The sequence below is a fragment of the Litoribaculum gwangyangense genome (assembly GCF_039543505.1).
Lineage (GTDB): Bacteria > Bacteroidota > Bacteroidia > Flavobacteriales > Flavobacteriaceae > Litoribaculum > Litoribaculum gwangyangense.
The window spans coordinates 428,999-453,769 of the sequence record NZ_BAABJW010000004.1 but is presented as its reverse complement, the minus strand read 5'-3'; the positions used below and the strand labels follow the sequence as shown (position 1 = coordinate 453,769).

Here is a 24,771-nt window from a genome sequence, read left to right as displayed (position 1 = left end):
TTATATTTTGAATTTAATTCCTGTTCGTAAATAGAACGCATTGACATCGTCTAATTTAAAAATTTCATCTCTATTTTTGTTCCTCAATACATTATTTAATCTCAATGTATAACCTGAATACAGATAAGCCACTAAATGTTTAGTAAAACAATATTCATATCCAAGCCCACCAACAGCAACAGATAAGGAAACATTATCAACACTTTCACCATTGACGATGGCTGGTTCTTGTAAATGTGCTAAATAACCATCCAACGCAATAAAAGCCTGTAAATTATTTTTTTCGTCAAACGTATATTTAAGATTAGATTTAGGTACTCCCGCGTTAAAACTCCATTTTTCATTGATTTCTCTAAAATAACTAACAAAAGGCAACGGGAAAGGCAGACCAGTTGTGGCATTGTAGGTCAATCCTAAAATTAATCGATATGGGCGTTTAAGATTCACATCCGCTTTTTTATCATTAATAAAAAAGATACCACCATTCATAAAATAATCATCTGAAGATAATTGTTTCGTTAATGTAGATGCTATTCTAGGATTGAATTTTACACCAAATCGCCAGTTTTCATTCCATTTAAAAGTGTAACCTAGATTTAAATCAATTACATGGATTTTATTTAACCCAGAAGTATCAAACGGATAATCATCTTCAAGGTTTAATAAAATGCGGTTATACTCTGCGCCTATTATAAAATAATCATCTTTTTTTAGCTCAATTGGATAATTTAAAAGGGCTCTTAAACGAGTATATTGGTCCTCCGAATTACTTTTAGGTATAAAAGAATATTCCAATCTTGCTAAATCCGTTAGTTGAGCTATTGAAAAATGGGTAATAAAAACTCCAAAAATCATTAAAATTAACCCCCTTTTTCTATTAGTCATGATTTAGTAGCGTGATTTATCGGCCATCAGTATTATTCTTAAATTGAATGTTTTGATCAGGTTTTTGAATAATATGAATATCTCTTTGTGGGAAAGGTATTGTTACATTATTTTCCCTAAATAACCTATCGATTTCAAAACGAATATCACTTTTTGGAAATTGCGCCTTAAAACTATCATTTATTGTAAAAATGATTTTAAAGTTTAATGAACTGTCACCAAAATCCATAAAAACGACAGAAGGTTCTGGCTCGCTTACGACCTCAGGATGTGAACTAGCAGCCTGAATCAATAGTTTTTTTACTAACTGCACATCACTGCCATAAGCCACGCCAACTTCAACAGATTCTCTGGTTGTGGTACCATTTTGAGTCCAATTATACAAACTGTTTTCTAAGTATAAATGATTTGGAATGACTAAAACCTTATTATCAATGGTGACGGCTCTGGTAGTTCTTAATTTAATTTCTTCTACGCGTCCTACCTTGCCATCTATTTCTAAAATATCGCCCACATGAACAGTTTGATCAATCAAAATAAAAATACCAGAAATAATATCTTGAAACAGTGTTTGTAATGCTAAACCTACCCCGATTAATAATGCTGCAGATGCAGCAAAAACAGCTGTTACGTTTATGCCTATCGAATCGAATACTATAAGCATAACGATAATATAAATTATCCATCTTGCAAATGAAAAAACGGTATTAAACTTAACTCTATCCTCTTTGGGCATTTTTCGAGTTACTAGTCTTTTAATCCATCTTAAAAGATATGTTGTGGCTATCATAACAACAGCTACTAACAAAACGTACTTAACCTTAAGGACAATATCATGTTCATTTACCCCAGTACCAGTTTTAAAATCAATGATTTTAAATTCTAGAAATTCTACAATTTTCTCCCAAATGGTGCTTTCCTTAATAACCTCTTCTATTTTTTCAATTTTCTCTGTTTCCTGATTCATATTAGTATCTAATCCATTTAATCAACTCTTTATAACTAGGTTTTTTACCGTACATTAAAATACCTACTCTATATATTTTAGCTGCAAACCAAACGGTTAACATAAAAGTTCCTATCAATAATAACAACGAAACCAATTGCTGCCATATGGGTACACCAAATGGAATACGCATCAGCATAACCACTGGCGATGTTAATGGTATAAACGAAAATACTGTGGACACTGTACCATGTGGATCTTCAATAACTGTAAATATACCAATATATACCGCCAATACTAAAGGCATAATAATAGGTAACATGAATTGTTGTGTATCGGTTTCATTGTCAACAGCAGCTCCAATAGCTGCATAAAGTGAACTAAATAATAAATAGCCACTTATAAAAAATAAAATAAATGCAACGATTAAATTGGTTATTGGTAAATTATAAAAAGCTGTTAAAATGTTTTCAATTTTTGAGTTAACCGTAGTCGTTTCCATAGCTTGTTGAAGCATATCCTGTTGTGGACTTTGCATCATATCTATTCCAAAAACCATAGAAACTATGGTCATTAATAAACCGCCTAAGATAATCCATATTACAAATTGGGTAATTCCTGCTAAAGAGGTTCCAATAATTTTACCCAACATTAGTTGAACTGGTTTTACCGAAGAAATAATAACTTCTATAATTCTACTCGTTTTTTCTTCAATAACACTTCGCATGATCATATTACCATATATGATAATAAACATGAACAACAAATAACCAGCAGCGCCCCCAAAAATCAACTTTACCACACTATCTATTTTAGAGGTTTTTTCACCTTCAAAACTTTCTTGAGCTATGTCGATATTCACTTTAGAGGCATTAATCATATTAACATCAACACCCTGTTCTTGAAGTTTTATATTGGTGAGCTTTTTTTCTAGTTGGCTTTCAAGGTTTGACATTAAAGTAAGTGATGGGGATTCCTTAGAATAAAATTTTATATTGTTAGAAATAGCATCGACATCACTCGATTTATTGATATACAGTAAACCATAAGAAGAAGTTTCTTTTACTATGGCTTTGGCGTCTTCCAAAGACATGTTTTGCAAGATATTATACTTTGTGTTATTGGAATTTTTAAAGGTATTTTGAATAAGTCCAGATTCGTCTAAAATGGAAATAGTGCGAACTTTATCATTATTTAATTGCGATAAATAAGCAACAACCGATATAAGTGCAATGAAAATCATCGGACTCAAAATAGTCATAACTATAAAGGACTTGTTTTTAACCTTAGTTAAATATTCACGTTTTATAATGAGTGGTAAATGGTTCATTTCTTTAATTATTCTTTACGGTTTGAATAAAAATATCATTAACGCTAGGTATCAATTCTACAAAATGTGAAACCTCACCTTTAGTAGTAAGATAGCTTAACAAATCATTGGGGCTATTATCATTAAGCCTAATATTAAGCTTTAATTCGTCTTCCAAAGTTTTGAAATTGGCTATTGAAACCTTAAATTTTTCTGACAACTCTTTTTGAAGCATTTCTTTATTATTAGCTCGAATACCAACCTCAAAAGTATTTATTTTATATTGGCGCTTAACGTCCACTAATTTACCATCCAATATTTTATTCGACTTGTGTATCAAGGCAATATCATCACACAGTTCTTCAACGGATTCCATTCGGTGGGTGGAAAAAATAACCGTGGCACCTTCCTCACGTAAGCGCAATATTTCATCTTTTATTAAATTGGCATTTATGGGGTCAAAGCCAGAAAAAGGTTCATCAAAAATCAATAGTTTTGGTTGATGTAAAACCGTAACCACAAACTGAATTTTTTGAGCCATTCCTTTTGAAAGTTCTTGAATTTTCTTGTTCCACCAATCGCCAATTTCCAAGCGCTCAAACCAATATTTTAAACGTGTTTTGGCTTCAGCTTTACTCAACCCTTTTAATTGCGCTAGATATAAAGCTTGTTCACCTACTTTCATTGATTTATACAAACCGCGTTCTTCAGGTAAATAACCGATATCCCTAATATGTTTTTCATTCAATATTTCCCCGTCTAATTTAACGGTTCCACTATCGGGCATAGTGATTTGATTAATTACTCGTATAAGTGTGGTTTTTCCTGCGCCATTTGGCCCCAATAATCCAAAAATACTTCCTTTAGGAACTGTAATGGAAACATCGTTTAAGGCCTTAAAATCACCAAAATTTTTTGAAACCTCATGAACTTCAAGTAAGTTACTCATCCGTGTTTTAAATTAACTATTATGTGTGTAAATATATTAAATGTAGATTGACATACTTAACGATTTTAGTACAAATAATAATAATATCACAAGATTAAAAATCCTGTTTTGAGTACAAAACAATATAAAAACAAAACCCACCCTTAACGCAAATTAAGGATGGGAAAAAAATTGCTATGAAAAAGAAAAATTATCACTAAACTAAATTAGTGATGTTCAAATATAGTTTTTTTTTTAATAATAAAAGTAAAACTATTAGATAAGTTGGCTCAAAAACAAAAAAATTCCGTTATCTAACGGAATTTTTATAATTGATTAAATTATTTTTAATTAAGAAAACATATCCTTAACTTTTTCGAAGAAAGATTTATCGGAACTTTCTGGTTTTGGTGAAAAATGATCATCATCTTTCATACTCTCAAAAAATTCTTTTTGTTCTCTATTTAGAGTTTTAGGCGTCCATACATTTACATGCACCAATAAATCTCCTTTACCATAACCATTAATACTAGGAATTCCCTTCCCTCTTAAGCGCAAAATCTTACCAGACTGCACACCAGCCTCTACTTTTATACGAACTTTCCCAGTAACAGTATCAATTTCTTTTGATGTACCCAAAACAGCATCTGGATAACTTATATATAAATCGTAATGCAAATTATCACCTTCTCGCTGTAATTTTTCGTGCTGTTCTTCTTCGATAACCACAATTAAATCTCCAGAAATTCCATTACCTGGGGCTTCATTTCCTTTTCCAGATACCTTAAGTTGCATACCATCTACAACCCCTGCTGGTATTTTTATGGAAACAGTTTCCTCAGCAATTTTCAAACCTTGTGCATCTGCATCAGCAGGTTTTTTATCGATAGTTTGCCCGGCACCACCACACACATTGCATGGTGAAGAAGTTTGCATACGACCTAATATAGTATTAGTAATTCGAGTAACTTGACCGCTTCCGTTACAAGTTGGGCAGGTTTTATAAGTTGTACCTGGAGCTTGTACTTTACGCTTTACCTTTACTTTTTTATCAACACCATTTGCAACCTCTTCTAAAGTAAGTTTAACACGAATACGAAGGTTGCTACCCTTTACTCGGCGCTGGCCACCGCCGCCGCCAAATCCAGAAAATCCGCCGCCAAAAGCACCTCCAAAAATATCACCAAATTGACTGAATATATCATCCATATTCATGCCACCACCTCCAAAACCACCTCCATTTTCAAAAGCTTGATGGCCAAATTGGTCATAACGTGCTTTTTTATCAGGATTACTTAAAACCTCATAGGCCTCAGCAGCCTCTTTAAAATTGGCTTCAGCTGCTTTGTCATCCGGGTTTTTATCAGGGTGAAACTCTATGGCTTTTTTACGGTATGCCTTTTTAATTTCTGCCGCCGATGCGCTTTTGCTAATTCCTAGTACTTCGTAATAATCTCTTTTTGCCATACCTTAAACTTATTGTCCGATTACAACTTTAGGGAAACGAATGACTTTGTCACCTAATTTATATCCCTTTTCAATCACATCAATAATTTTTCCTTTTAAATCTTCCGAGGGCGCTGGTATTTGCGTAATAGCTTCATGATTATCAGCATTAAAAGCATCTCCCTTTTCTATTTTTATTGCCTTTAAACCCTTTTGTTCTAAAGTATTAATTAATTTTTGGTAAATTAATAACACTCCTTTTCTTAATTCTTCAGCTTCCTTATCTTCTTCTATATGACTTAAAGCCCGCTCAAAATCATCTAGTACAGGTAATAAGGTTTTCATTACATCCTCGCTAGCTGTAGAAAATAACTCGATTCGCTCTCTGGATGTGCGTTTTTTATAGTTTTCGAACTCAGCAAAAAGTCTTAAAAATTTATCTTTTTCTTGTTGTACTTGATCTTTTAATTTTTCTTCAACCGATTGATTTTCGGCCTGTTGCTTGTCGACTTCAACTGTTTCTGTTTGTGACGTTTCAACTTTTTCTTGTTCTATATCTTGTTTTTTGTCCTTTTTACTCATCGCGAAATAAAATTTTTGCAATATTTAAATTAGTTGGCAAAAGTACTGCCATTATTGTTAAAATGCCATAATGTCATTAAAATATTTTAAATTAATTTTGTTTAACTTTTTTTTTATTTGATGAAACAAAATTTGTACTTTTGTAACTCAAACTAAAATTTAAAAGATGAAAAACTTATTTATTATTTTATTTATTTCAGTTCTATCAACTTCAATCATTTCTTGCAAAGACAAGGCAAAAGAAGCTGAAACAACTGCTGCAGAAGAAGTTATGACAGTTACACCTGAGTTAACTTATAATGCAAACTTGGATGCCTCAACCATTGAATGGAAAGGTTTTAAGCCTACCGGTTCCCACAATGGTACCATAGCCCTAAAACAAGGAGTTATAAACACAACAGATGGAGAAATCACCGGAGGTTCTTTCGAAATAGATATGGGCTCCATTGTGAATTTAGATATTCCAGCAGAAGAAAAAGGGAATGCTGATTTGGTTGGACATTTAAAAAGTGCTGATTTTTTTGATGTTGAAACTTACCCGACTGCAAATTTTGAAATCACAAGTTTAGAGGAAGTTGAGGGCAACATGATGCTTTCTGGAAACTTAACTTTAAAAGATGCAACAAACAATATTACCTTTCCAGTAGCTGTAGCTAAAGATGGTGATAGTTTGACATTAATTAGTGAAACTTTTACTATTGACCGTTCAAAATGGAACGTAAAATATGGATCTAAATCATTCTTTGATAATTTAGGTGATAAATTCATCAATGATGATATTGAGTTAAAAGTGATTTTAAAAACTGTTAAATCATAAAAGACCTAAATAATAATTTTGATTGAAACCACTTCAAATGAAGTGGTTTTTTTATTGGTTTATAAAATTTTTCATCTAAATTAGTTTGATAAGTTTTACATAACCATGAAAATTATCTCCACAAACATCGCCAAACCAGTTACTTTTATTTGGAATGGCAAAGAGGAAAGCACAGGTATTTATAAAAAGCCTACCACCAAACCCATTTACTTAACTGAAAACGATGTAAAGGGTGATGAAGTTACCGATAGAGTTCACCATGGTGGCGAGTTTAAAGCCTGTTACATGTTTTCGGAAGAGCAATATCCTTACTGGAAAAAACTATACCCTAATTTAGATTGGACCTATGGCATGTTTGGCGAAAACTTAACGGTTTCCGATTTTGATGAAACCAAAGTACTTTTAGGTGATGTTTATAAAGTTGGTGAAGCCTTAGTTAGAATTTCGCAATACCGTGAACCTTGTTATAAGTTGGGTCATAAATTTGGTACACAGCATGTTATTAAGCAGTTTATTGAACACGGTTTTGGTGGTACTTATTTAAGTATTTTGGAAGAGGGATACGTGAATATTGATGACGAATTTAAACTTGTTGAAAGACCAGAAAACAGTTTAAGCGTGGCTCAATTATTTCAATTAATACATGCCAAACAAAAAGATAAAACTTTACTAAAAATAGCCTCAAACAGCCTGGCTTTACCGCAAAAAAAGCGTGATAAATTAAAGTCCTTTTTATAAATATTATTATTTCAATAAAAAATTACGAGACTGCACATGTTAGAAAAACTTTATCGATACTTAAATAACGAAAAGGAGAATCGGGTTTGTTTGGATATTACAGAGGAAGCATGTAAACACGTACCAAAAAATTACTTTATCATCATGTTCAGTAACGTTATGACTAAACTAGGTGATACTTTAAGCAACCCAAAAACGGTGTTAACTTGGTTAATGAGTTATATCAACTCACCTGTATACTTAATAAGTTTAATAGTTCCGATAAGAGAATCGGGATCTATGATACCACAAATCATATTGGTTAATTATGTAAACAAACAAGCTATAAGAAAATGGCTTTGGGTTGTTGGTTCTTTTTTACAGTTTTTGTCAATTTCAAGTATTGGTATTATTGCTTTAAATTTTGAGGGTGCATTGGCAGGTTGGTTGATTATTTTAGCCATAATTATTTTTAGTTTATCTCGAAGCATTTGCTCATTATCCTCAAAAGATGTTACTGGCAAAACCATTCCGAAAACCAGACGAGGCAAATTAAAAGGCTATACGGTTTCAGTCTCTGGTGTTTTAGTTTTAATAGCAGGACTTTATATTCTCTATAAATCAAAAAGTGATGCCACCATTTCGTTTTACAGCAGTATTATTTTCTTTGCCTCGGCAACTTGGTTGGTATCAGCAATAATTTATTCAAGAATTAAAGAATTTCCCGGGGAAACAGTAAGTGACAACAAGACTGAATTTAACACACTCTCTAAATTCAGTTTATTAAAAACGGATAAATCTTTAAGAGATTTTGTCATCGCTCGTTCATTATTGTTGTGCTCTGCACTAACGGCTCCATACTACGTTCTATTGGCTCAGGAATATATTGGAAAAGAAAGCTATTTGTTGGGATTATTTATCATAGCAAGAGGTATCGCTTCCATTATAAGTTCACCCATTTGGGGAAAACTTGCTGATAAATCCAGTAAAAATGTGATGGCAATTGGAGTATTAATGGCTTCTTTTTTAGGAATTATAACTTTTATAATTATTTCATATTTTGATTCAGTTAGACAAATTAATTGGATATACCCCTTAGCATTTTTCATTCTGGGAATTGCACATGGTGGCGTTAGGTTAGGTAGAAAAACCTATATCGTAGATATGGCAACCGGAAATAAAAGAACAGATTACGTTTCGGTAAGCAACACCGTAATTGGCCTTATACTTTTAATCACTGGAGGCTTAAGTGCCTTAGTATCATTAATTTCGATTGAGGGGGTTGTTTTAATACTTTCTATATTTGGTTTATGGGGTGCTTACAAAAGTTATAAATTACCTAATGTGGAATAACTTATCTTTGCCAAAATTCATCGAATATATGTCGTTTAAAGACTTACAATTAAATAAACCTATTTTAAGAGCTGTTGCTGAAGCAGGATACGAAAACCCAACCATAGTTCAAGAAAAAACCATTCCTGTTGTTTTAAACAAAAAAGATGTTATTGTTTCTGCCCAAACGGGAACTGGTAAAACAGCTGCTTTTGCGCTTCCTATTTTGCAATTACTTTTCGATTACCAAGATGCACCAAAAAATGGAAAGAAAATTAAGGCTTTAATTGTAAGCCCTACTAGAGAACTTGCTGTTCAAATTCAAGAGAATTTTGAAACCTATGGTAAATATACCAATTTACGTACTGCGCTTATTTATGGAGGTACTTCCATAGAACCCCAAAAAGATATTTTAAAAAAGGGTATCGATATTTTAATTGCCACACCGGGTAGGTTGCTCGATTTGCACAAGCAAGATTTAGTTAACCTTGATTATGTGGAGACATTGGTATTAGACGAAGCCGATTTAATGTTAGATATGGGTTTTATTGACGATGTGAAAAAGATAGAACGCCTTTGCACAAAAGAAAAGCAAATACTGTTATTTTCAGCAACCATATCCCACAAGGTCGAGCAATTGGCCCATACCATTTTAAAAAAACCTGAACGTATTGAGGTATCAACAAATTCATCTACTTCAAAAAACGTTAACCAAGTATTGTATTATGTTCCTAAACGGAACAAAATAGAATTGTGCTTACACCTGTTAAGAAATACTATTAAAGGCAGTATTTTAATTTTTAGGCGAACCAAATTTGGAGTCGATAAATTAGAGCAAACCCTTGTGAAAAACGGTTATAAAGTAGAGAGTATTCACGGTGATAAAACCCAAAATTTAAGGCAAGAAGCTTTAAACAAGTTTAAAAATGGCTATGTAAACATTTTAATAGCCACTGATGTTGCCGCTAGAGGAATTGACATTGACGAATTGGATGCGGTAATAAATTTTGATTTACCCAACGTACCCGAAACCTACGTACACCGTATTGGTAGAACTGCTAGAGCTGGAAAAACAGGCACTTCGTATTCATTTTGTTCTGCAGATGAAAAAACATACGTTCAAACTATTCAACAACTTATTCAACTTCAAATGGATGTAGTTGAGGATCATCCTTATCCATTAGATCCCAAAGCAAAACCCGTTGTACATAAATCTAAAAAAACAGGAAGCAAGCACAAAAAAGGTAGAAAAAGTGAAGGTTCTAAAAAGAAAAAGAAGCGTTGGTACTAAATAACTAGTAATTCTTATTATTTATAGGTATCTTCACAAAAAACAGAAAAATTCTACTTATTATCCCCATTCTAACACTTTTAAAATTATTATTCGCTTTTAAAATTATTATACCTATTCTAACGTCTTTAAAATTTTAAAAATAAATGAATTTTACAAATCCGTTAGTATATGGTATTCCTTGTTTTTTAGGCCTAATTTTAGTTGAACTTACATATAGCAAAACCCACGAAGATAGAAGTCATAAAAGTCTTTACAAATGGAAAGATTTGGGTTCTAGTTTATTTATGGGTGTTGGCTCTGTGGTTTTGGCACCTCTAATAAAAACGATTTCTGCCATTATCATATTCAATTATTTGTATGAATTGTGTAACCCTATAATTGAAGGTGTTCGTACCAATATTTTGGGTTGGGAATCTTTTGGTTATTCGTGGTACGTTTGGATAGCTTGCCAATTTTTAGATGACTTTACTTATTATTGGTTTCACAGACAAAACCATATGATTCGCTTTTTATGGGCGGCACACATTGTGCATCATTCCTCAGAGAATTATAATCTGGGGACAGCAGTTAGAAATGGCTGGTTTACTATTTTATATAAACCTTTGTTTTACATGTGGTTACCTGTAATTGGGTTTCCGCCAGAAATGGTTATTGTTTGTTTAGGGATAGAAGCGCTTTGGCAATTTCAACTACATTCTAAATATGTGCCTAAAATGGGAATTATCGAAAAAGTCTTTAATACTCATACCATGCACCAAGTACATCATGCTAAAAACATAGAATATATGGATAAAAACCACGGCGGATTTTTAAATATGTTTGATAAACTATTTGGAACTTGGAAAGAATTAGATGAAGATATTGATATCGAATACGGTGTTACCAAACCGCCCAATTCTTACAATCCTTTAATAATACTAACTCATGAATATAAAGATATTTGGAACGATATGAAAAAGAGTCCCAGTGTATATCACAAATTCATGTATGCCTTTGGTCCACCAGGATGGAGCCACGACGGAAGTACTTTAACCATTAAACAAATGCGCAAAAAAATGCATCTAAAAAACTCTGAATTTTTTTAAAACTTTACTTTATTATTAATACTCAAGCCGTTTATTAAAATAATGTTTTAAAATAGGTATTTGTAAACAAATCATCGATCCAAAAAACACTAAAGCATACATTAAAGTTTTTGAAAATTTAAAGCTAGAAAGTGTATTTGAAATGTTATTATTAGATAAAATGCTGAAATCGATTTTATTTAACCAACCTATTGATTCTTCGTTATTTCCAGAGAATAAGCCATACGAAAATAGAGCCAGAAACCCCACTAAAATTAAAAACCACATTCTTTTTGAAATCAACGGTTTATAAATGGTTGCTTGGTTTTTACTGAGCGTTTCAATTTTAGACATGACAGCATCTGTAAAATTAAAAGATGGACTTTCAACTTTACCATGAGCCATTACTTTTTTTGATAAATCGTCTAAATATTTATTGGCGTTTTCGTTCATAACATTCTATTATTTCAGGTTCTAATCGCTGTTTTAAGATAGTAGCTAATTTTTTTCTGCTTCTAAACAACTTTACTTTTACATTGTTGGGTGTTAACCCAATGGTTTCCGATATTTCTTCTAAAGATAACTCTCCAAAATAAAATAAGGTCAATAAAAAACTATCATCACTAGGCAATAAAGCCATACAATCTTGAATAGTTTGTTCACGCTCTGCATTTACAAGTTTTTCAAATGCATTATCGATGGTTTTCACTTGGTGTTCGGTAAACTCATCAATAGATACATCATTCATATATTTTTTAGTTTTCTTCAATCTATCTAAACTGGTATTATAAGCTATTTTATAAATCCATGTTGAAAATTTAGAATCGCCTTTAAACCTTGCCAACGATTTATAGGCCTTTATAAATGTATCTTGAGCTACCTCCTCGGCCTCTTCCCTGTTTTTAAGCATTCTTAAGGTTAACGTAAACACTAAATCTTTGTAACGATTTACCAATACTGCAAACGCATTGGTATCGCCTTCAATAAAGAGGTTGATATAGTGTTGGTCGTTGATGGTCATTTTAAATTAAGACGACTATTTATAAAAAAAGGTTACATCATAATAGAAAAAACTTTTTTTAATAAAAGTGTAACCTAAATGAAAAACATATCGTCATAAGCTATGAACACATTAAAATTAATCAATTAAAAACTACAATTATGGAAATGTTAATACCCATTAGTCTTTTTGCAGCCATTTTCGGAATGGTTTATCTTTATTTATCCACGAGAAACAAAGAACGTTTAGCACTTATAGAAAAAGGTGCAGACGCCAGTATTTTCATGCGAGGTAAAAGTCATACAGCGCCCATTTGGAAAGTACTTATTTTAAATTTAGCTTTATTGTTAATGGGTATTGGTGTTGGTGTTTTCATCGCCATGCTTTTAAGCCAATACACTACTTTAGATGAGGATGCTATTTATCCTTCGGTTATTTTCTTTATGGCTGGTGCTGCTTTATTTATTGGCTTTCATATGACAAAAAAATTAGACCAAGAATAATATCAAACCATTCATCAATCAAAATTGAAAACTGCTTTCTTAAGGGAGGCAGTTTTTATTTTACAGGAAAATCAAAATAGGTATTCGGAAATGGCTCTCCTCGTAAAGTAAAATGCCACCATTCTTTAGGATAGTTTCTAAACCCAAATTTAGTCATAACGTTTTGTAGAAGTTGTCTGTTGGCTTTTTGCTTTTCGGTTATTTTTTCAAACGCCACCCAAGATTCTTTACCAAAAAAATCATAAGGACTTCCCATATCAATAGGTTCTCCCGTATTTCCATCTATAATGGTTAAGTCTACAGTACTCCCACGACTATGACCTGATTTTGAAGCTATATAGCCTTCCTTAAACAAATGCCTTTTTTTTGTATAGGGGTAAAATAGGTGTTTGTTCACGGTATCGTTAAGTTTCTTTGCCCATATAACAAAATGATTAACCGCCTGTTGTGGCCTGTAACCATCATAAACCTTTAAACATAAATTCTGATCCTGTAAAGCTTCATGAACCAATTTTAAAGCTTCTGCGGTTTGTTTGGTTAAAATAAGTTTGTTGGATTGGTAGCCTTCAATAGGTTTTCCAACAAAATTATTGGGTGTAAAATATCGTAATTCCACATCCAAATCAGGAATAACATCTTTCACATAAACAAATCCATCAGCCAATTGTGAAAAAGCATTCATGGAGCTTAGACTCAATAAAACTATAATTATGTATTTATTAATTGTCATATTTATGCTAATTTAGAAAATAAAAGAATATGCTCTTTGGAAGTGCTATAAATTTAGAAATGAAAGATGCCGAGGTTATCTATTATCCTAATTTCTTCAACAAAAATGATGCAGATAATTATTTCAAAAATTTATTGAACGCTATTAATTGGAAACAAGATACTATAACCGTTTTTGGCAAAACCCATTTACAACCTCGTTTAACAGCTTTTTATGCAGAAAACAAAAACACTTACAAATACAGCAACATTGAAATGATTCCACACCCATTTGAAGGTGATTTACTCAAAATAAAGAAACGTATTGAAAAAGAAACGAAAATTAATTTTACCAGCTGTTTGGCTAACTTGTATAGAGATGGAAAAGACAGCAATGGTTGGCACGCCGATGATGAAAAGGAACTAGGCGAAAACCCTATTATCGCCTCTGTTTCTTTTGGTGAAGCACGTGTATTCCATTTTAAACACAGATTTGATAAAACCCAAAAAGCGAAATTGACTCTTCAACATGGCAGTTTATTAGTAATGAAAGAAGGAACCCAAAAAAACTGGTTACATCAAATACCAAAAACGAAAAAGGATATAGGAAAACGAATTAATTTAACTTTTCGGATCATTCCATAAAAAAACCGAGTTCCCTCAAACTCGGTTTTTTCTCAATTTGCTTTTTATATTATGTTATTAGATTTGGGGTCTCCATATCAACACATAATGCAAATATTAATTAATTAATCCATTGAACTAAAAAGTATGTTATTTAGTACACACCAAATATATAATTAATAAATATTATTAAACGATTAAATACATATTAAATCGATGAAATACACTTTATTTTAACATTTACTATCGATTAACTGTAAATAATCGACAAAATACATATATTTAGGACTAATGGTTATGTAAAAAATTGTACTGTAAATAAAAAAAGCACCTCATAAAAGGTGCTTTTTTACTAACTAACTAACCAAAAATATGAATTACAATCTTAAGTTTAAAGTAACCACTCAATAAACTTTATTAGTGAATGTAACTACAACTTTTAAATCAATAGGCATGCCAAACTGAAACTGAAAAAATATTTTGGGATATATTTAACAAATATTAGATAAATAAATATGATTTTCTAATTAGTATATAAAATTTAATTATAAGATATTTGCCCATCTAAAAATATTTGATTCATGAAGAAATTATCTTTAATATTTGTTGCTCTTTTCATTGTAGCCTGTGGAAAAAAAAAGAAAGATTTAATTGTAAAAGCTAATATAGAAGGATTAAAAAAGGGCACTGTTTACCTAAAAAAAGCTCATGATACTATACTTATAACGGTAGATTCATTAGTTATTAATGGAAACTCCAGTTTTGAACTATCAAGTGATTTAGAATCGCCGGAAATATTCTTTTTAGATTTAGACAAAAAAAGTACTGAAAAAGACAGAATTAAATTCTTCGCGGATAAAGGTGTTATAGAAATTAACACAACACTTAAAAATTTTGTTTTTGATGCTAAAATAAAGGGTTCGAAACAGCAGGAAATTTTAGAAGAATATCAATCAATGATTTCTAAAATGAATAATAGAGATTTAGAATTGATAAAAGAACAATTTGAAGCTCAAAAACGTGGTGATACAGCCAAACTCAATATGCTTTTAAAAGAGGCCAATAATAGTTTGAAAAAAAAATATTTATACACTGTAAACTTTGCATTGAATCATAAAGATAGCGAAGTAGCGCCATATTTAGCACTTTCTGAAATATATAACGCCCAAGTAAAGTATCTGGATACCATAAATAATTCATTAACACCGCAGGTCAAAAATTCTAAATATGGTAAGGAATTAGAGAAATTTATCAAAAATATAAAAGAAAACGAATAGTTCTTTCGTGCCTGTATAATAAAAAGACCTTCCATATGGAAGGTCTTTTTATTTAGAGCCGATGGAGGGACTCGAACCCACGACCTGCTGATTACAAATCAGCTGCTCTAGCCAGCTGAGCTACATCGGCGAAATAACGGATGCAAATATAATCGCAAAAAATTTATTTGCAAGCAGTCCGTTAAAATTTTATCCCAATTTATTAATCTTATCAATTAAAGCTTTTCCCTTCGTTTCAAGCTCATTATTAATAGCTTTGAAATGTGCTTTTGGGTTTTCAATGTTTTTAGCGTTTATCTTAGCTATTAATTCATCAAAAGTTTCAATTGCTTCATCAATAATTGCCTCGCTTTTTTTCGTGTCTTTGTCTGTGTTTGAATATTCCCAAACATAAACTGCTTCTATAATATCTCCTAAAACGTAATTAATATCTTTTTTTAGATTTCTAACATTTGCCATAATTTCAATATTTATTTCGTGGTAAAATTAAGCATAAACTTGACATAGCTACTTAATTTTACCTTTTTTTAATTAAACGGAACTAGAATTATTTTTACTTTCCTGAATAGGTAACAAAGTTACGAGGCGTTTCATAGAGTGTTATCTCTAAATCTAAATTTACATTTAGTTTAGGCTTCATTTTATTATAAATAACTACTGCAATATTTTCTGCAGTTGGGTTTAAATCTCTAAACTCTGGGACTTCAAGATTTAAATTTTTATGATCAAAAGCGTCTTCAACTTCTTCCTTGATGATATCTTTCAATACCTTCATATCAATCACATATCCTGTTTCTTTATCAATATCGCCAGTAACACTTACAATCAGTTCATAATTGTGCCCATGAAAATTTGGATTATTACATTTTCCAAAGATTTCATCATTCTTCTCAAAACTCCAATCCTTTCTGTATAACCTGTGAGCCGCATTAAAATGAGCTTTTCTACTAACTGTTACTTTCATGATTTTATGTTTATATGTTCGTAGAATTTATCAAAAATAACTTTAAACCACTCGGTGTACAATTCAGGATGTAGTGATATGTCAACTTTAACCTCCTCTAGTGGCATCCATTTCCAGCTGGCAACTTCTTCTGGATTAATGATAGGCCTATCATTATATTGTCCTAAAAGTACATGGTCAAATTCATGCTCGGTTAATCCATTATCAAAAGGTGCTTTGTAAATAAAGGAAATAGATTCCTTTAAATCTACAACAAAGCCCATTTCTTCCATCAAACGTCGCTTACCTGCTTCAATATTAGTCTCTCCTTCTCTTTGATGACTGCAACAAGTGTTGGTCCACAAGCCAGGAGAATGGTATTTATTCAAGGCACGTTGCTGAAGCATCAATTCATTATTATCATTAAAAATAAAAACTGAAAATGCCCTATGCAACAATGCTTTTTTGTGAGCTTCTAATTTAGGCATAAGCCCAATTTGCTCATCCTTTTCATTAACAAGGATTACTTTTTCTTCTTTCATAGACAACAAAAATACCAAGTAAATTTTTAAAATGCATAATTCTATCTATAAATTTAAAAAGTGCAATAAACTTATATTCCTATTGATGTTATAAATATTATCTTTGCAACCCATTTGCATAAATATTTATGAGCTTTTTAAAAGAAATACAACGTAGAAGAACTTTTGGTATTATTTCCCATCCCGATGCTGGTAAAACTACTTTAACAGAAAAATTATTGCTTTTCGGTGGCGCTATTCAAGAAGCTGGAGCCGTTAAAAGCAATAAAATAAAAAAAGGAGCAACCAGTGATTTTATGGAAATTGAACGCCAACGTGGTATATCGGTAGCAACTTCAGTTTTGGCGTTTGAATATAATGGTATAAAAATCAATATTCTTGATACTCCTGGACACAAAGATTTTGCTGAAGACACCTTTAGAACTTTAACGGCTGTTGATAGTGTGATTGTCGTTATAGATGTTGCCAAAGGTGTTGAGGAACAAACTGAAAAGTTGGTTGAAGTTTGTAGAATGCGGAACATACCCATGATCGTTTTCGTTAATAAAATGGATAGAGAAGGAAAAGATGCATTTGATTTATTGGATGAAATTGAACAAAAATTAGGATTAACAGTGGTACCTCTAAGTTTTCCAATTGGGATGGGCTACGAATTCAAAGGTATTTATAACATTTGGGAGAAAAACATCAATTTGTTTAGTGGTGATAGTAGAAAGGATATTGAGGAAACTATTGAAATTTCCGATTTGGACTCTTCAGAATTGGATAAACTTGTAGGAGAAAAAGCAGCTAACACTTTAAGGGAGGAAATAGAACTTGTTGAAGGTATTTACCCCGTATTTGATAAGGAAGATTACCTAAATGGAAAATTACAACCTGTATTTTTTGGTTCGGCTTTAAATAATTTTGGAGTTCGCGAATTATTGGATTGTTTTGTAGAAATTGCCCCTAAACCAAGACCGAAACAAAGCGAAGAACGGTTGGTTGAACCAAAGGAAGATAAATTCACAGGTTTTGTTTTTAAAATTCATGCCAATATGGACCCCAATCATAGAGACCGTTTGGCATTTGTAAAAATTGTTTCAGGAAAATTTGAAAGAAATAAAGCTTATCTTCATGTAAGGCATAACAAAAAGATGAAGTTTTCGAGCCCCAATGCCTTTTTTGCAGAGAAAAAAGAAATTGTAGATATATCTTATCCCGGAGATATTGTTGGTTTACATGATACTGGAAATTTTAAAATTGGTGACACTCTGAGTGAAGGCGAAAATATAAACTACAAAGGTATCCCCAGCTTTTCACCAGAGCATTTTAGATATATTAATAATGCAGACCCATTAAAATCCAAACAACTTTTTAAAGGAATAGACCAATTAATGGATGAAGGTGTTGCGCAATTATTCACTTTAGAACTTAATGGTAGAAAAGTAATAGGAACTGTAGGTGCTTTACAATATGAAGTTATTCAGTATAGATTAGAGCATGAGTATGGTGCCAAATGTACTTATGAAAATCTTAATGTTTATAAAGCTTGTTGGATAGATCCTAAGAATTCAAAAACTGAAGAATACAAAGAATTTGTTAGAGTAAAGCAACGATTTTTAGCTAAAGACAAACAAAACCAATTAGTATTTTTAGCCGATTCACCATTTTCATTACAAATGACCCAGCAAAAATATCCAAATATCAAACTACATTTTACTTCTGAATTTTAAAAGTATTATTATGAAATACTTGATTTACCTAATTTTCATTTTTAATTCTATAAGTATATTTTCACAACAAAAAATTGATACGCTATATTTATCTGATAGTAATAAACTGGTTGATAAAATTGATGCTGTTAAATATGAAATTCATGCCTATAAGGATAGTATAAGTGGCTGTGGGATTGTAAAATTATATTCAATAGAACATCATTTAATTAGCGAAACAGAATACATAAACATTAAAAGTATACAATCTAGCCATAAATTTTTCACAAAAAACGGTTTCAATAGAGGCTATTTTGATGATGGAAATATTAAATATGTATACCACTACAAGCTCAACAAACTCGACAGTATAGGAAAAACATATTATAATAGCGGTAAAACAAGAAGTATTTTTAATTATTATGATAATAAGTTAAATGGTTCTAGCAAAACTTTTTTTGAAAATGGACAATTACAATTTGACGAAAATTATAAAGATGGTAATTTACATGGTGATTTAAAGACTTATTTTGAAAATGGAACCTTGAAAAGGTATGATGTTTATGATGAAGGCGAGTTAATATCTGGACATTTTTATAATGAAGAAGGCAATGAAATTGAGTATGTAAACTACATTATTAATCCGGAATATGAAGGCGGTTACTCTGAAATCTCAAGATTTTTATCCATAAATTTGAAATATCCTAGAAATATGATCAGTATGGGAATTGAAGGAAAAGTATACATATCATTTACAGTCAAAAAAAACGGTGACGTTGATGATGTGAGGATTTTGAGATCCCCTCATGAAGAATTATCAAAAGAAGCTTTGAGAATCTTTAATAATTTAAAGGCATGGAAACCTGGAAAAAAAGATGGGGAATTTCAAGATTTTAAATTTTCATTACCCATAAGCTTTGATTTAGAATAATTTTCAATAGGTACATTTATACTTCAAAACAGGACTTAATATCTGCATTTCATCGAAAATCAATTAAAAATATTACTTTTAATCGTAATTTTTGTACATTTAATCGATTTAATATTTAGATTATTGATTGTAACTTAATAAGAACCCCAAAATAATCTTCTGTTTATGGAAACTATTCCCAACATTTTTAGGAATGCTGATATAACAGTAACCTATGATCCTTGTGTATGTATTCATGCTGACCAATGTGCCAAAGGGCTCTCAAATGTGTTTAGAGATTCAGTAATCCCATGGATTGATTTAGATGGCGCTCCAGCAAATAGAATCATAAAGCAAATAAGAAAGTGTCCTTCTGGCGCATTAAAATTTCATTACAATAAAAAAGTTGCTTAAAACAATAAAGCCTATAAAAAAATTTATAGGCTTTTTTGTTTATGCTTGTCCAGTGGGACCAAAATTTAGCGGCTGAGGAATTTTGCCAATTGAAATATTTCAATCAACCTAATTAAATAAAACTCTTACAAGTATTTTACCAATTTTTTAAGCCTGACCCGTTGGCCCAAAATTCAAAGGAATTGGTGGTTGCTCGTAATCCTTAATTTCCCCATGTGCATTCTCAAATCTAGCAACATTGTCACCTAAAGCTTTTAGTAAACGCTTCGCATGTTGTGGTGTTAGGATAATTCTAGACTTTACTTTACTTTTTGGAATCCCTGGCATAATGCTTACAAAATCAACAACAAACTCAGAAACCGAATGATTGATTATTGCTAAGTTAGAATAAATTCCTTCAGCTACTTTTTCATCCAATTCGATATTTATTTGTCCTGTTTTTTTTTGGTTATCCTTATCATTTGCCATAACAACTATGTTATAAAAAAGCATTCCCGCTTTCGCGGGAATGACATTTGTTAGTTATAATTTAATTCTTGTTTTACTTGCATCATTTGGTCGAACTCTTCTTTAGAGCCTACAATGATATCATTGTATCGTCTCATACCTGTTCCTGCAGGAATTCTGTGTCCAACAATCACATTTTCCTTCAAACCTTCTAAATCATCTACTTTACCTGCAACGGCAGCCTCATTAAGAACCTTGGTTGTTTCTTGGAACGATGCCGCAGAGATAAATGATTTCGTTTGAAGTGACGCTCTGGTAATACCTTGCAGTATTGGTGTAGCAGTAGCTGGTTTAGCATCTCTAGCCACAACAAGGCTTTTATCTTCACGTCTTAAAATGGAATTTTCGTCTCTTAACTCACGAGGTGAAATAATTTGACCAGGTTTAAGGTTGCTAGAATCTCCAGCGTCTTCAACCACTTTCATCCCGAAGATATCATCATTTTCCTTGATAAAATCTGCTTTGTGTACTAATTGATCTTCTAGGAATAAGGTATCTCCAGAATCAATAATTTGTACTTTACGCATCATTTGTCTTACAACAACTTCAAAATGCTTGTCATTAATTTTTACACCTTGTAAACGATACACTTCTTGTACTTCATTCACCAAATACTGCTGAACCGCGGAAGGTCCTTTGATATTCAAAATATCGTCAGGAGTAACAGAACCATCAGACAAAGGCATACCCGCTTTTACATAATCATTTTCTTGAACAAGAATTTGATTGGATAATTTTACTAGGTATTTTTTAACCTCGCCTAACTTAGATTCTACAATGATTTCGCGGTTACCACGTTTGATTTTTCCGAAAGAAACAACACCATCAATTTCACTTACAACCGCTGGATTAGAAGGGTTACGTGCTTCGAACAACTCTGTTACACGGGGTAAACCTCCAGTAATATCACCGGCTTTTGCAGACTTACGAGGTATTTTAACTAATATTTTACCAACATTAATTTTCTCTCCATCGTCAATCATTAAGTGAGCGCCTACTGGTAGGTTATAAGAACGTATCGTTTCCCCTTTACCATCTTCAATATGAAGTGTTGGAATTAATTTCTTGTTTCTAGACTCAGAAATCACCTTTTCCTGGAAACCAGTTTGCTCATCAATTTCAACTTGGTAAGTCATACCTTGTTCGATATTTTCATACTTCACTTTACCAGCAAACTCTGAAATAATAACACCGTTATATGGATCCCAAGTACAAACAATATCACCTTTATTCAATTGGTCACCACTCTTTATATATATGGTTGAGCCATAAGGAATATTATTAGTACTTAATAAAATACCCGTTTTCTTATCTGATAATTTAAGTTCTGATGTTCTGGAAATAACAATGTCAATATCATTTCCTTCTCCATCTTTACCTTTAACAGTTTTTAAATCTTCAATTTCCGCAATTCCATCAAACTTAACAGCTAATTTATTTTCTTCTGAAATGTTACCTGCAATACCACCTACGTGGAATGTACGAAGTGTTAATTGCGTTCCAGGTTCTCCAATTGATTGTGCTGCAACAACACCTACCGCCTCACCACGTTGTACCATTTTACCGGTAGCTAAATTACGTCCGTAACATTTAGCACAAATACCTTGTAAAGCTTCACAAGTTAATGCTGAACGTACTTCAATACTCTCAATTGGTGATTCTTCAATGGCTTTAGCAATATCATCTTCAATTAATTGTCCTGATGCAACAAGCAATTCATCAGTTAATGGATTGTGAACATCATTTAATGATACACGACCAACGATTCTTTCTTCTAAAGTTTCAACAACTTCATCATTCTTTTTCAACGGTTCTACTTCTACTCCTCTTAAAGTACCACAATCTTCGGTATTTATAATTACATCTTGAGACACATCCACTAAACGACGTGTTAAGTAACCCGCGTCAGCCGTTTTTAAAGCGGTATCTGCAAGACCTTTACGAGCACCGTGTGTTGAAATAAAGTATTCTAAAATTGAAAGACCTTCTTTGAAGTTAGAAAGGATTGGGTTTTCTATAATTTCACCGCCACCAGCATTCGATTTTTTAGGCTTAGCCATTAATCCACGCATACCCGTTAGCTGACGAATCTGTTCTTTAGATCCACGAGCTCCAGAATCAAGCATCATATACACAGAGTTGAATCCTTGTTGATCTTCACGAATACGTTTCATTGACAATTCAGTCAATTCAGCATTTGTAGAAGTCCATATATCAATAACTTGGTTATAACGCTCGTTATTGGTAATAAGTCCCATGTTATAGTTCGCCATAATACCATCAACAAGTGTATTGGCTTTATCAATCATGCCCTGTTTTTCTGGCGGAATGATGATATCTCCTAAACTGAATGATAAACCACCTTGGAAAGCGAATTTAAATCCTAAAGTTCTAATAGCATCTAAGAAATCTGCTGTTTCAGGAACAGAAGTTACCTTCAAAATATTTCCAATAATATCTCTTAAAGATTTCTTAGTTAATACTTGATTGATATAACCAGCTGCTTGAGGAACATGTTGATTAAATAATACACGACCCACAGTAGTCTCAACAATCATAGGTTGAAGCTTGCCATCTTCATTAATATCAATAGTTCTAACTCGAATTCCAGCATTTAAGTCAACTTTTTTCTCATTGAAAGCGATTTCAACTTCCTCTGGAGAATAGAACGTTAAGCCTTCTCCTTTAACTGGAGCTTCTGGCGTAGACTTACGCTCTTTGGTCATGTAATATAGACCAAGAACCATATCTTGAGAAGGTACCGTTACTGGCGAACCATTCGCTGGATTTAAGATATTGTGTGATGCCAACATTAATAATTGACATTCTAAAATAGCTTCCGGTCCAAGTGGTAAATGTACCGCCATTTGGTCACCATCAAAATCTGCGTTAAATGCTGTACATACCAATGGGTGTAGTTGTATAGCTTTCCCTTCAATTAACTTAGGTTGGAAGGCTTGAATACCCAAACGGTGTAATGTAGGAGCACGGTTCAGTAATACTGGATGTCCTTTAAGAACATTTTCCAAGATATCCCAAACCACAGGCTCTCTTTTATCTATAATTTTCTTAGCAGATTTTACAGTTTTTACAATACCTCTTTCAATCAATTTTCTGATTACAAAAGGTTTATAAAGTTCAGCTGCCATATTTTTTGGCAATCCACATTCAAATAATTTTAACTCTGGTCCTACAACAATTACCGAACGTGCAGAATAGTCAACACGTTTTCCTAAAAGGTTTTGACGGAAACGTCCTTGTTTACCTTTTAATGAATCTGATAACGATTTTAATGGACGGTTAGAATCTGTTTTTACAGCAGAAGATTTACGTGTATTATCGAATAACGAATCAACCGATTCTTGTAGCATACGTTTTTCGTTACGTAAAATTACTTCAGGTGCTTTAATCTCAACCAATCTTTTTAGACGGTTGTTTCTAATAATTACACGACGGTATAAATCATTTAAATCAGACGTTGCAAAACGACCACCATCTAACGGCACTAACGGACGTAATTCTGGCGGGATGATTGGAATAACTTTCATAATCATCCATTCAGGACGATTTTCTCTATTTTGGTTTGATTCACGTAATGACTCAACAACTTGTAAACGCTTTAAAGCCTCTGTTTTACGTTGTTTAGACGTTTCAGTATTTGCTTTGTGACGTAATTCGTATGAAAGTGCTTCTAAATCAATTCTAGCTAATAACTCAATTAAACATTCAGCACCCATTTTAGCTAAAAACTTATTGGGGTCATGATCGTCCAAATATTGATTATCTTGAGGAAGAGAATCTAAAATATTTAAATATTCTTCTTCGGTAAGGAAATCCAATTTTTGTAATGGTTCACCTTCTTCATTTTTTGCATTACCTGGTTGAATAACTACATATCGCTCGTAGTAAATAATCATATCTAATTTCTTAGATGGTAAACCAAGTAAATAACCTATTTTGTTTGGTAACGAACGGAAATACCAAATATGAGCTACTGGAACCACCAAATTGATATGCCCAACTCTATCGCGACGTACCTTCTTTTCAGTTACTTCAACACCGCAACGGTCGCAAACGATTCCTTTGTAGCGAATTCTTTTATATTTACCACAAGCACATTCATAATCCTTTACTGGACCAAAGATACGCTCACAGAACAAACCATCTCTTTCTGGTTTGTGAGTTCGATAATTGATAGTTTCTGGCTTTAAAACTTCACCTCTAGACTCTGCTAAAATGGACTCTGGTGATGCTAAACCAATTGAGATTTTGTTAAATCTCCTTACTGTATTCTTATCTTGTTTTCTTGCCATAATATATGGTTGAAAT

At 32.3% G+C, this 24,771-nt stretch carries 25 protein-coding genes and 1 tRNA gene; 11 read left to right on the top strand and 15 right to left on the bottom strand.

Going from position 1 to position 24,771, the window contains the following annotated elements:
* From ABD963_RS13275 to ABD963_RS13250, 6 genes are all read right to left on the bottom strand, one after another.
* Positions 1-885 carry a DUF6268 family outer membrane beta-barrel protein gene (locus ABD963_RS13275; RefSeq protein WP_345277578.1) on the bottom strand — a complete coding sequence of 295 codons (885 nt, stop codon included), beginning with the start codon at positions 883-885 and terminating at the stop codon, positions 1-3.
* Between the two features lie 16 nt (positions 886-901).
* Positions 902-1,852 carry a mechanosensitive ion channel family protein gene (locus ABD963_RS13270; RefSeq protein WP_345277576.1) on the bottom strand — a complete coding sequence of 317 codons (951 nt, stop codon included), beginning with the start codon at positions 1,850-1,852 and terminating at the stop codon, positions 902-904.
* A gap of 1 nt (position 1,853) precedes the next feature.
* A complete protein-coding gene (locus ABD963_RS13265; RefSeq protein ID WP_345277574.1) occupies positions 1,854-3,161 on the bottom strand; it encodes an ABC transporter permease in 1,308 nt (435 codons plus the stop codon).
* Between the two features lie 4 nt (positions 3,162-3,165).
* On the bottom strand, positions 3,166-4,089 hold the full coding sequence (locus ABD963_RS13260; RefSeq protein WP_345277572.1) for an ABC transporter ATP-binding protein: 924 nt from the start codon (positions 4,087-4,089) through the stop codon (positions 3,166-3,168).
* A 330-nt stretch (positions 4,090-4,419) separates the two neighbouring features.
* The gene (gene dnaJ / locus ABD963_RS13255; RefSeq protein ID WP_345277571.1) at positions 4,420-5,535 is read right to left on the bottom strand and encodes a molecular chaperone DnaJ; all 1,116 of its coding nucleotides are present in this window, start codon (positions 5,533-5,535) and stop codon (positions 4,420-4,422) included.
* Positions 5,536-5,544: 9 nt separating this feature from the next.
* Complete coding sequence (locus ABD963_RS13250; protein WP_345277569.1) at positions 5,545-6,096, bottom strand: nucleotide exchange factor GrpE; 552 nt, start codon at positions 6,094-6,096, stop codon at positions 5,545-5,547.
* Positions 6,097-6,262: 166 nt separating this feature from the next.
* On the opposite strand from ABD963_RS13250, the gene ABD963_RS13245 reads away from it, so the two are divergent.
* From ABD963_RS13245 to ABD963_RS13225, 5 genes are all read left to right on the top strand, one after another.
* Positions 6,263-6,913 (top strand): YceI family protein, encoded by a 651-nt coding sequence (locus ABD963_RS13245; RefSeq protein WP_345277567.1) that lies wholly within the window; start codon positions 6,263-6,265, stop codon positions 6,911-6,913.
* A 105-nt stretch (positions 6,914-7,018) separates the two neighbouring features.
* Positions 7,019-7,651 carry an MOSC domain-containing protein gene (locus tag ABD963_RS13240; RefSeq protein WP_345277565.1) on the top strand — a complete coding sequence of 211 codons (633 nt, stop codon included), beginning with the start codon at positions 7,019-7,021 and terminating at the stop codon, positions 7,649-7,651.
* A gap of 36 nt (positions 7,652-7,687) precedes the next feature.
* Positions 7,688-8,983, top strand: a complete 1,296-nt coding sequence (locus tag ABD963_RS13235; RefSeq protein WP_345277564.1) for an MFS transporter — start codon at positions 7,688-7,690, stop codon at positions 8,981-8,983.
* Between the two features lie 28 nt (positions 8,984-9,011).
* Complete coding sequence (locus ABD963_RS13230) at positions 9,012-10,253, top strand: DEAD/DEAH box helicase (protein ID WP_345277562.1); 1,242 nt, start codon at positions 9,012-9,014, stop codon at positions 10,251-10,253.
* Positions 10,254-10,399: 146 nt separating this feature from the next.
* Complete coding sequence (locus ABD963_RS13225; RefSeq protein WP_345277560.1) at positions 10,400-11,341, top strand: sterol desaturase family protein; 942 nt, start codon at positions 10,400-10,402, stop codon at positions 11,339-11,341.
* Positions 11,342-11,356: 15 nt separating this feature from the next.
* Here the strand turns inward: ABD963_RS13225 and ABD963_RS13220 are convergent, their stop codons facing one another.
* Complete coding sequence (locus ABD963_RS13220; protein WP_345277558.1) at positions 11,357-11,773, bottom strand: hypothetical protein; 417 nt, start codon at positions 11,771-11,773, stop codon at positions 11,357-11,359.
* Positions 11,754-12,341 carry an RNA polymerase sigma factor gene (locus ABD963_RS13215; RefSeq protein ID WP_345277556.1) on the bottom strand — a complete coding sequence of 196 codons (588 nt, stop codon included), beginning with the start codon at positions 12,339-12,341 and terminating at the stop codon, positions 11,754-11,756. Before ABD963_RS13215 ends, ABD963_RS13220 begins: the two co-directional genes overlap by 20 nt.
* 140 nt (positions 12,342-12,481) lie before the next feature.
* Between ABD963_RS13215 and ABD963_RS13210 the strand changes: the two genes are divergently transcribed.
* Positions 12,482-12,823 carry a DUF6249 domain-containing protein gene (locus tag ABD963_RS13210; RefSeq protein ID WP_345277554.1) on the top strand — a complete coding sequence of 114 codons (342 nt, stop codon included), beginning with the start codon at positions 12,482-12,484 and terminating at the stop codon, positions 12,821-12,823.
* Positions 12,824-12,878: 55 nt separating this feature from the next.
* Here ABD963_RS13210 and ABD963_RS13205 read toward each other — a convergent pair whose 3' ends face one another.
* Positions 12,879-13,553 carry a M15 family metallopeptidase gene (locus ABD963_RS13205; protein ID WP_345277552.1) on the bottom strand — a complete coding sequence of 225 codons (675 nt, stop codon included), beginning with the start codon at positions 13,551-13,553 and terminating at the stop codon, positions 12,879-12,881.
* A gap of 29 nt (positions 13,554-13,582) precedes the next feature.
* Here ABD963_RS13205 and ABD963_RS13200 point away from each other — a divergent pair, with 29 nt between their 5' ends.
* Together ABD963_RS13200 and ABD963_RS13195 are read left to right on the top strand one after the other, a co-directional pair.
* Positions 13,583-14,176, top strand: a complete 594-nt coding sequence (locus ABD963_RS13200) for an alpha-ketoglutarate-dependent dioxygenase AlkB family protein (protein ID WP_345277550.1) — start codon at positions 13,583-13,585, stop codon at positions 14,174-14,176.
* A gap of 560 nt (positions 14,177-14,736) precedes the next feature.
* On the top strand, positions 14,737-15,432 hold the full coding sequence (locus tag ABD963_RS13195; RefSeq protein WP_345277548.1) for a DUF4369 domain-containing protein: 696 nt from the start codon (positions 14,737-14,739) through the stop codon (positions 15,430-15,432).
* Positions 15,433-15,488: 56 nt separating this feature from the next.
* Here ABD963_RS13195 and ABD963_RS13190 read toward each other — a convergent pair.
* From ABD963_RS13190 to idi, 4 genes are all read right to left on the bottom strand, one after another.
* Positions 15,489-15,562: transfer RNA gene (locus ABD963_RS13190), tRNA-Thr, on the bottom strand.
* A gap of 59 nt (positions 15,563-15,621) precedes the next feature.
* Complete coding sequence (locus tag ABD963_RS13185) at positions 15,622-15,891, bottom strand: hypothetical protein (protein WP_345277547.1); 270 nt, start codon at positions 15,889-15,891, stop codon at positions 15,622-15,624.
* A 94-nt stretch (positions 15,892-15,985) separates the two neighbouring features.
* A complete protein-coding gene (locus ABD963_RS13180) occupies positions 15,986-16,396 on the bottom strand; it encodes a 6-pyruvoyl trahydropterin synthase family protein (RefSeq protein WP_345277545.1) in 411 nt (136 codons plus the stop codon).
* Positions 16,393-16,917 (bottom strand): isopentenyl-diphosphate Delta-isomerase, encoded by a 525-nt coding sequence (idi, locus tag ABD963_RS13175; protein ID WP_345277543.1) that lies wholly within the window; start codon positions 16,915-16,917, stop codon positions 16,393-16,395. Before idi ends, ABD963_RS13180 begins: the two co-directional genes overlap by 4 nt.
* A 128-nt stretch (positions 16,918-17,045) precedes the next feature.
* Between idi and ABD963_RS13170 the strand changes: the two genes are divergently transcribed.
* The 3 genes from ABD963_RS13170 to ABD963_RS13160 all read left to right on the top strand — a co-directional run bounded on the left by ABD963_RS13170 (position 17,046) and on the right by ABD963_RS13160 (position 19,935).
* Entirely contained in the window at positions 17,046-18,632 is a 1,587-nt protein-coding gene (locus ABD963_RS13170) for a peptide chain release factor 3 (RefSeq protein ID WP_345277541.1), read from the top strand.
* Between the two features lie 10 nt (positions 18,633-18,642).
* The gene (locus tag ABD963_RS13165; RefSeq protein ID WP_345277539.1) at positions 18,643-19,542 is read left to right on the top strand and encodes a TonB family protein; all 900 of its coding nucleotides are present in this window, start codon (positions 18,643-18,645) and stop codon (positions 19,540-19,542) included.
* A gap of 165 nt (positions 19,543-19,707) precedes the next feature.
* On the top strand, positions 19,708-19,935 hold the full coding sequence (locus tag ABD963_RS13160) for a (4Fe-4S)-binding protein (protein WP_345277537.1): 228 nt from the start codon (positions 19,708-19,710) through the stop codon (positions 19,933-19,935).
* A gap of 147 nt (positions 19,936-20,082) precedes the next feature.
* Here the strand turns inward: ABD963_RS13160 and ABD963_RS13155 are convergent, their stop codons facing one another.
* A complete protein-coding gene (locus ABD963_RS13155; RefSeq protein ID WP_345277535.1) occupies positions 20,083-20,403 on the bottom strand; it encodes a DUF3467 domain-containing protein in 321 nt (106 codons plus the stop codon).
* Between the two features lie 50 nt (positions 20,404-20,453).
* Positions 20,454-24,755, bottom strand: coding sequence for a DNA-directed RNA polymerase subunit beta' (rpoC, locus tag ABD963_RS13150; RefSeq protein ID WP_345277533.1), 4,302 nt, complete (start codon positions 24,753-24,755; stop codon positions 20,454-20,456).
* Between the last annotated feature and the right edge of the window lie 16 nt (positions 24,756-24,771).

Excerpts from the sequence above, each read along its gene's own strand:
- ABD963_RS13275 (WP_345277578.1), bottom strand. The coding sequence starts at position 885 with ATGACTAATAGAAAAAGGGGGTTAATTTTAATGATTTTTGGAGTTTTT.
- ABD963_RS13270 (WP_345277576.1), bottom strand. The coding sequence starts at position 1,852 with ATGAATCAGGAAACAGAGAAAATTGAAAAAATAGAAGAGGTTATTAAG.
- ABD963_RS13265 (WP_345277574.1), bottom strand. The coding sequence starts at position 3,161 with ATGAACCATTTACCACTCATTATAAAACGTGAATATTTAACTAAGGTT.
- ABD963_RS13260 (WP_345277572.1), bottom strand. The coding sequence starts at position 4,089 with ATGAGTAACTTACTTGAAGTTCATGAGGTTTCAAAAAATTTTGGTGAT.
- dnaJ (WP_345277571.1), bottom strand. The coding sequence starts at position 5,535 with ATGGCAAAAAGAGATTATTACGAAGTACTAGGAATTAGCAAAAGCGCA.
- ABD963_RS13250 (WP_345277569.1), bottom strand. The coding sequence starts at position 6,096 with ATGAGTAAAAAGGACAAAAAACAAGATATAGAACAAGAAAAAGTTGAA.
- ABD963_RS13245 (WP_345277567.1), top strand. The coding sequence starts at position 6,263 with ATGAAAAACTTATTTATTATTTTATTTATTTCAGTTCTATCAACTTCA.
- ABD963_RS13240 (WP_345277565.1), top strand. The coding sequence starts at position 7,019 with ATGAAAATTATCTCCACAAACATCGCCAAACCAGTTACTTTTATTTGG.
- ABD963_RS13235 (WP_345277564.1), top strand. The coding sequence starts at position 7,688 with ATGTTAGAAAAACTTTATCGATACTTAAATAACGAAAAGGAGAATCGG.
- ABD963_RS13230 (WP_345277562.1), top strand. The coding sequence starts at position 9,012 with ATGTCGTTTAAAGACTTACAATTAAATAAACCTATTTTAAGAGCTGTT.
- ABD963_RS13225 (WP_345277560.1), top strand. The coding sequence starts at position 10,400 with ATGAATTTTACAAATCCGTTAGTATATGGTATTCCTTGTTTTTTAGGC.
- ABD963_RS13220 (WP_345277558.1), bottom strand. The coding sequence starts at position 11,773 with ATGAACGAAAACGCCAATAAATATTTAGACGATTTATCAAAAAAAGTA.
- ABD963_RS13215 (WP_345277556.1), bottom strand. The coding sequence starts at position 12,341 with ATGACCATCAACGACCAACACTATATCAACCTCTTTATTGAAGGCGAT.
- ABD963_RS13210 (WP_345277554.1), top strand. The coding sequence starts at position 12,482 with ATGGAAATGTTAATACCCATTAGTCTTTTTGCAGCCATTTTCGGAATG.
- ABD963_RS13205 (WP_345277552.1), bottom strand. The coding sequence starts at position 13,553 with ATGACAATTAATAAATACATAATTATAGTTTTATTGAGTCTAAGCTCC.
- ABD963_RS13200 (WP_345277550.1), top strand. The coding sequence starts at position 13,583 with ATGCTCTTTGGAAGTGCTATAAATTTAGAAATGAAAGATGCCGAGGTT.
- ABD963_RS13195 (WP_345277548.1), top strand. The coding sequence starts at position 14,737 with ATGAAGAAATTATCTTTAATATTTGTTGCTCTTTTCATTGTAGCCTGT.
- ABD963_RS13185 (WP_345277547.1), bottom strand. The coding sequence starts at position 15,891 with ATGGCAAATGTTAGAAATCTAAAAAAAGATATTAATTACGTTTTAGGA.
- ABD963_RS13180 (WP_345277545.1), bottom strand. The coding sequence starts at position 16,396 with ATGAAAGTAACAGTTAGTAGAAAAGCTCATTTTAATGCGGCTCACAGG.
- idi (WP_345277543.1), bottom strand. The coding sequence starts at position 16,917 with ATGAAAGAAGAAAAAGTAATCCTTGTTAATGAAAAGGATGAGCAAATT.
- ABD963_RS13170 (WP_345277541.1), top strand. The coding sequence starts at position 17,046 with ATGAGCTTTTTAAAAGAAATACAACGTAGAAGAACTTTTGGTATTATT.
- ABD963_RS13165 (WP_345277539.1), top strand. The coding sequence starts at position 18,643 with ATGAAATACTTGATTTACCTAATTTTCATTTTTAATTCTATAAGTATA.
- ABD963_RS13160 (WP_345277537.1), top strand. The coding sequence starts at position 19,708 with ATGGAAACTATTCCCAACATTTTTAGGAATGCTGATATAACAGTAACC.
- ABD963_RS13155 (WP_345277535.1), bottom strand. The coding sequence starts at position 20,403 with ATGGCAAATGATAAGGATAACCAAAAAAAAACAGGACAAATAAATATC.
- rpoC (WP_345277533.1), bottom strand. The coding sequence starts at position 24,755 with ATGGCAAGAAAACAAGATAAGAATACAGTAAGGAGATTTAACAAAATC.